The following is a 5,607-nucleotide window of genomic DNA, read 5'->3' as shown; positions in this document are numbered from 1 at the left end:
GCCGCGCAGCGCGATCAGCGTGCTCTGCAGCCCATTGCCGCCGAGCAAGATGCCGGCGGCGAGAAGAAGCGGGATCATCGGGCGGATGGAGGACATGAAGAGGCGATCACGTGTCGGTGACCCCTTCTTGGACCATCGCCCTGGCCAACGCCAGCAGCAATTCCCCGCGCCAACAGGGATGATCGCTGTATTCGCCTGGATTCGTTCCCCCGTTTTGCTTGGTCAGCGCTCAGGGCTGCCTTCGACGTGACTGCCGATCGTCGGGCCACAGGCCAAGCCGCTCGGCTGCTCCCGTTGCGACGCCTATTCCTGCGAGGACTGCCATCAGCCCGACAATCAGGTTCGCGCTCACTTGTTCGCCCAGGAAGACAACACCGAAGATCGATGCCGTCACCGGATTCACCGCAACGGAGACGGCAACCAGTGTCGGCGGCGCGCGCTCGAGCGCGAATGCCCAAAGGAAGAAAATGAAGGCGCCGCAAATTATGGCCAGATAAGCGCTCGCGATCCACTGAGGTGCGCTGAGAGTGGCAAGTCGCGCGAAGCCTCCGCTCGAAACCACCAGGACCGATAGGCAGACCGCGCCCACGCCCATGCCAAACGCCACGAACGGGATTGGCGCGGTGCGGGATAGAAATGGTCTCGACCAGACGTTGTAGAGCGCCATGCAGAAAGCGGCCGCGACCATGAGAAGATCTCCGCGCCAGGCATCTGGGGGAGCAGTCGTCAGGCTCGTGCCGAGCGCTACGGCCACTCCTGCCATTGCGATCAGGACACCGACGATCTTGCGGATGGTCGGCGGCTCGATCTTCAGAACTGCCGCGGCAAGCATCGTGAGCAGAGGCAGTGTCGAAAGCGCAAGCGCACCTCGCGCGGCCGTCGTGTAGACAAGGGCTCCATTGAAGAGCACCGGAAACAGCCCGAAGAACAGAAGACCCAATGCACCGGTGCCGAGCCAGTCGCTCTTCGGCGGCCACCTGTCTCGCCGCCAGAGAGCGACGGCGGCCAAAACCAGAAAGCCGCCGCCGAACCGGACGGCACCGATAGCCAGAGGATCGAGCGTGCCCGCGAGATATCGCGTTGCGCCAACGGCGGTGCCCCCGAAAGCGCTGGAGAGAATCGCGGCGAGCACTCCTGTGACTTCCATGGTTCCCGACCTTGCTGGCTCGGAACCGGGGATATCGGGAAGGCGGGCCATAAGGAATCGAATAAGCTCAATGAGTTTGATAACATTCCACTATGAGTATCCCGAATCTCGATCCGGACCTTCTGCGGGCCTTTGTCGTCGTTGCCGAGCGACTCTCGTTCACGCGAGCCGCCGAGCAGCTCAATAGAACGCAGGCGGCCGTCAGCTTGCAGGTGAAACGTCTTGAGGAGCGCATCGAGACCATCTTGTTCCGGCGCTCGACAGCCCGCGTTGAACTCACCGCCGCCGGGGAGGGCTTTCTGATCGATGCCCGCCGCATACTTGCTCTCAATGAGCAGGCGATTGCGCGTGTTTCCGGTCAGCAGGTGGCCGGACAGGTTCGCATCGGGGTCATGGAAGATTATGGCACCAAGATCCTGCCGCGCCTCCTTGCCGGCATCGCCGAGCGATTTCCGTTGGTGCAGGTCGAAATGGAGATTGGTCTCACCGCCCGGCTCCTGAAACGGCTTGGGTCCTCGTTCGACGCCGTCATCGCCATGCACCCGGAAGGTACGACCGAGGGGGATCTGATATGCCGCGAAAGGGCGATTTGGGCAGCGGCGGCGACGCGAGCCGTCGAGGAACTCGATCCGCTGCCCGTCGCTCTGTCGAGCCCCGATTGCCTGTTTCGTTCCTGGGCAATTGAGGCGCTCAACAAGGCAGGCCGGCCATGGCGATTGGCCTATGTCAGCCCGAGCCTCTCAGCCACGGAGGCAATTGTTGAACAGGGCCTGGCGGTCACCGTGGTCAAAGGCAGCATGCTTGCGCCTGGCCTGCGCGGCGTCCATCCAGGCCGCCATGTGCCGCCGCTGCCCGGGGCGGAGATTCGTCTTCACCGGGCGGAGACCTCTTCCGCCAACGCTTTACTGGTCGTCGATCACCTTGCCCATCGCCTCCGGCTGTCGGCGCTTGGCTCATAGAGGTGATGCTTTGACGGGCCGAGCGGGCCGACGGCGGAGCCGGCCCTTCATTTTGAACCCGTCGCGCATGTTGAGGCCGAGTAGCGTGATGTTCGTCGCGCCGGCGGCCAATTCGAGCGCCTGCACGGCGTAGAAGCTGGTGTCGAACTCGCTGGCTCTCGCCTTGGATGCGAGGAAGAGTGCGGAGGGGATGAGAACCAGGAGACCATTGGCGGCTATCCATGGCATGCGCTTGATCTTCGCGCCGATCAGCCCGGCCTGCCGGCCCTTGGCCGCCGCAAAGCCCGAACCTCCCGCCGCCGCCAGCGCTGGAACGAGCAACAGAAAGCTCCACGGTATGGCCATCTTGACGGCGGCTATCGCCACCTGGGAGGCAAACATCTCACTGAGGACCGTCGACAGCCAGAGGCTTGCGATCGTCAGCATCGCGACCGTACCGGCGACTGGATGAATGACCTTGATCATGGCTTTCCCACCGTTCTTGCAACCCGTCTACGCCAGGCAGATGCCCGGCACCGCCACCTTTTGGAACAGATGCGGAGAGGCGACGGCCGAGGACGGATAGGCCGAGAGCTTCGCCCTGAACTCGGGATGCGAGAACGCGGCCCGGAAGTCAGCCATCGTTTCCCATACGGCATAATTGAAATAGGCCGGACTTTCGCCGATTGCGCGGTGAAGCTGGGTCGAGATGAAGCCGGGCTGCTGCTTCATGAAGACCGCATCATCCTGCCATGCATGGAGGAAGGTCTGCTCGTCGGCCTTGTCGAGCGTGAAGACGTTGACCAGCACGACGGAGGTAGCATCGATCGCGATCTGGCGGTCGATCGGGAAAGCGGGGTTCAGTGGGCGCATGAGCGACATGATAAGCTCCGTTAATTGGTGTTATGGTGCCAATCTGTTACCTTGATTACATATCTATTTGACAACATAATGTCAATAGCAATATAGGATGTCATATGCCTGATGCCAAGCGAACACCTGCCGGCAATGCCTTGACCGATCTCATTCTCGACCTGTTCAGGCTCAACAGCCGAATGCTCACATCGGGTGACAGGCTGGTCGCCGACCTCGGTTTGACGAGCGCCCGCTGGCAGGTTCTCGGCGCTGTCGTGACCGCCGAACGCCCTCAGCCGGTCGCGTGGCTGGCGCGCGATCTGGGAGCCAGCCGCCAGAATGTCCAACGGATCGTCAACGACCTGCATAGGGAAGGGCTCGTCGCCTTCGAGGCCAACCCGCATCATCAGCGTGCGCAGCTTGTCGTTTTGACTGACAAGGGAAGACAGACTTTCGATGCCGCGATGCATTTGCAGGCGCCCTGGATCGAAAACCTCGCGGATGGCCTGCTGGTCGAGGACATCAACACCACGCACAGGGTCATGACGGCGCTGCGGAAAAAACTGGAAGGCAACGATGAAGCTGAAGAGCAAGCCTGACGGTTGTGGCCCTGTGGCGGTTTCCTTCACAGGCTGAGCGCCGCGCTGATCCTCGCGCTGCCTCGCTGCGGCTACCGGGCGGCGAACACCATGGACACGGAAGTCCGCTTGCCTTGACAAATCCGGCCTCCCATGCGCTTTTCGCGCAAATTTTCAGGGCCGGGCCGCGATGCCTTGGCCGGCAACTAGAGCACCCCGGACTTTACCAATGACAATGCACCGTTACCGCAGCCATACCTGTGCCCAGTTGAGGAAGAGCGACGTCGGCTCGACCGTTCGCCTGTCGGGCTGGGTGCATCGCGTGCGCGATCATGGCGGCCTGCTCTTCATCGACCTGCGCGACAATTATGGCCTGACCCAGATCGTCGCCGATCCGGATTCGCCTGCCTTCAAGGTCGCCGAGACCGTGCGCGGCGAGTGGGTCATTCGGGTCGACGGCGAGGTCAAGGCGCGCTTGCCCGAGACCACCAACGCCAATTTGCCGACCGGCGAGATCGAGATCTTCGCCCGCGAGATCGAGGTGCTGTCGGCGGCCAAGGAATTGCCGCTGCCGGTGTTCGGCGAGCCGGATTATCCCGAGGATATCCGCCTGAAATACCGCTTCCTCGATCTGCGCCGCGAGACGCTGCACAAGAACATCATCGCGCGGACAAAAATCATCGCGGAAATGCGCAAGCGCATGGGCGAGGTCGGCTTCACCGAATTCTCGACGCCGATCCTCACCGCCTCGTCGCCGGAAGGCGCGCGCGACTTCCTGGTGCCGTCGCGCATCCATCCCGGCACCTTCTACGCGCTGCCGCAGGCGCCGCAGCAGTACAAGCAGCTGATCATGGTGTCGGGCTTCGATCGCTACTTCCAGATCGCCCCCTGCTTCCGCGACGAGGACCCGCGCGCCGATCGTCTGCCCGGCGAATTTTACCAGCTCGACCTTGAAATGAGCTTCGTCGAGCAGGACGACGTGCTGTCGACCATGGAACCTGTCATGCGCGGGGTGTTCGAGACCTTCGCCAACGGCAAGCCGGTGACGCAGAATTTCCAGCGCATCCCCTATGATGTGGCCATGCGCAAATACGGTTCCGACAAGCCGGACCTGCGCAACCCGATCGAAATGCAGGCCGTTTCCGATCATTTTCGCGATTCCGGCTTCAAGGTGTTCGCCAACATCCTGGCCAACGACCCGAAGGCCGAAGTGTGGGGCATTCCCGCCAAGACCGGCGGCAGCCGCGCCTTCTGCGACCGCATGAATTCCTGGGCGCAGGGGGAGGGCCAGCCGGGTCTGGGCTATATCTTCTGGCGCAAGGAGGGCGACAAGATCGAGGGCGCCGGTCCGCTCGCCAAGAACATCGGCGAGGAGCGCACCGAGGCGATCCGCCTTCAACTCGGCCTTGCCGATGGCGACGCCGCCTTTTTCGTTGCCGGCGACCCGAAGAAGTTCGTCTCCTTCGCGGGGGCTGCGCGCACCCGTGCCGGCGAGGAGCTGAACCTTGTCGACCGCGAGCGTTTCGAACTGTGCTGGATCGTCGACTTCCCGTTCTTCGAGTGGAACGAGGAAGAGAAGAAGATCGACTTCGCCCACAACCCGTTCTCGATGCCGCAAGGTGGCATCGATGCGCTGAATGGCGAGGACCTGCTCGGCATCAAGGCGTTCCAGTACGACATGGTCTGCAACGGGTTCGAGATCGCCTCAGGCGGTATCCGCAACCATCTGCCCGAAACCATGGTCAAGGCGTTCGAGACGGTCGGGCTGGATCGCGCCACGGTCGAGGAGCGCTTCGGCGGCCTCTACCGCGCCTTCCAGTATGGCGCACCGCCGCATGGCGGCATGGCCGCCGGTGTCGACCGCGTCGTCATGCTGCTGCTCGGCGCCAAGAACCTGCGTGAGATCACCATGTTCCCGATGAACCAGCAGGCCTACGATCTGTTGATGAACGCACCGTCGGAAGCGAGCCCGCAGCAGCTTCGCGACCTGGCGCTGCGCGTTGCCGTGCCCAAGAAGGACTGACGGCGGCGTTGCAACTGCCCTTTCTCCCCGTCTCTATACGGGGAGAAATGTCCGGCAGGACAATGA

Annotated in this window: 6 protein-coding genes; 3 read left to right on the top strand and 3 right to left on the bottom strand. The window is 62.6% G+C overall.

Annotated features, from left to right (window positions below; genetic code table 11):
* Positions 1-229 precede the first annotated feature (229 nt).
* Positions 230-1,147 (bottom strand): DMT family transporter, encoded by a 918-nt coding sequence (locus EOC06_RS29870; protein ID WP_128309485.1) that lies wholly within the window; start codon positions 1,145-1,147, stop codon positions 230-232.
* A gap of 92 nt (positions 1,148-1,239) precedes the next feature.
* Here EOC06_RS29870 and EOC06_RS29865 point away from each other — a divergent pair, with 92 nt between their 5' ends.
* A complete protein-coding gene (locus tag EOC06_RS29865; protein WP_128309484.1) occupies positions 1,240-2,106 on the top strand; it encodes a LysR substrate-binding domain-containing protein in 867 nt (288 codons plus the stop codon).
* Here the strand turns inward: EOC06_RS29865 and EOC06_RS29860 are convergent.
* Entirely contained in the window at positions 2,101-2,571 is a 471-nt protein-coding gene (locus tag EOC06_RS29860) for a hypothetical protein (protein WP_127329893.1), read from the bottom strand. The two genes, EOC06_RS29865 and EOC06_RS29860, sit on opposite strands and share 6 nt — an antisense overlap.
* Before the next feature lie 27 nt (positions 2,572-2,598).
* Positions 2,599-2,967: an antibiotic biosynthesis monooxygenase gene (locus tag EOC06_RS29855; protein WP_128309483.1), complete on the bottom strand. Its 369-nt coding sequence runs from the start codon at positions 2,965-2,967 to the stop codon at positions 2,599-2,601.
* Positions 2,968-3,062: 95 nt separating this feature from the next.
* Here EOC06_RS29855 and EOC06_RS29850 point away from each other — a divergent pair, with 95 nt between their 5' ends.
* Both EOC06_RS29850 and aspS read left to right on the top strand, forming a co-directional pair.
* Entirely contained in the window at positions 3,063-3,539 is a 477-nt protein-coding gene (locus EOC06_RS29850) for a MarR family winged helix-turn-helix transcriptional regulator (RefSeq protein WP_127271416.1), read from the top strand.
* 214 nt (positions 3,540-3,753) lie between these two features.
* The gene (aspS, locus tag EOC06_RS29845) at positions 3,754-5,541 is read left to right on the top strand and encodes an aspartate--tRNA ligase (RefSeq protein ID WP_164898806.1); all 1,788 of its coding nucleotides are present in this window, start codon (positions 3,754-3,756) and stop codon (positions 5,539-5,541) included.
* Positions 5,542-5,607: the final 66 nt, after the last annotated feature.

The organism is Mesorhizobium sp. M7A.F.Ca.MR.362.00.0.0, from assembly GCF_004023175.1.
Classification (GTDB): domain Bacteria; phylum Pseudomonadota; class Alphaproteobacteria; order Rhizobiales; family Rhizobiaceae; genus Mesorhizobium.
Note: the sequence above shows the minus strand (reverse complement) of the source record. Positions and strands in the feature narration are given on the sequence as shown.

Excerpts from the sequence above, each read along its gene's own strand:
- EOC06_RS29870 (WP_128309485.1), bottom strand. The coding sequence starts at position 1,147 with ATGGAAGTCACAGGAGTGCTCGCCGCGATTCTCTCCAGCGCTTTCGGG.
- EOC06_RS29865 (WP_128309484.1), top strand. The coding sequence starts at position 1,240 with ATGAGTATCCCGAATCTCGATCCGGACCTTCTGCGGGCCTTTGTCGTC.
- EOC06_RS29860 (WP_127329893.1), bottom strand. The coding sequence starts at position 2,571 with ATGATCAAGGTCATTCATCCAGTCGCCGGTACGGTCGCGATGCTGACG.
- EOC06_RS29855 (WP_128309483.1), bottom strand. The coding sequence starts at position 2,967 with ATGTCGCTCATGCGCCCACTGAACCCCGCTTTCCCGATCGACCGCCAG.
- EOC06_RS29850 (WP_127271416.1), top strand. The coding sequence starts at position 3,063 with ATGCCTGATGCCAAGCGAACACCTGCCGGCAATGCCTTGACCGATCTC.
- aspS (WP_164898806.1), top strand. The coding sequence starts at position 3,754 with ATGCACCGTTACCGCAGCCATACCTGTGCCCAGTTGAGGAAGAGCGAC.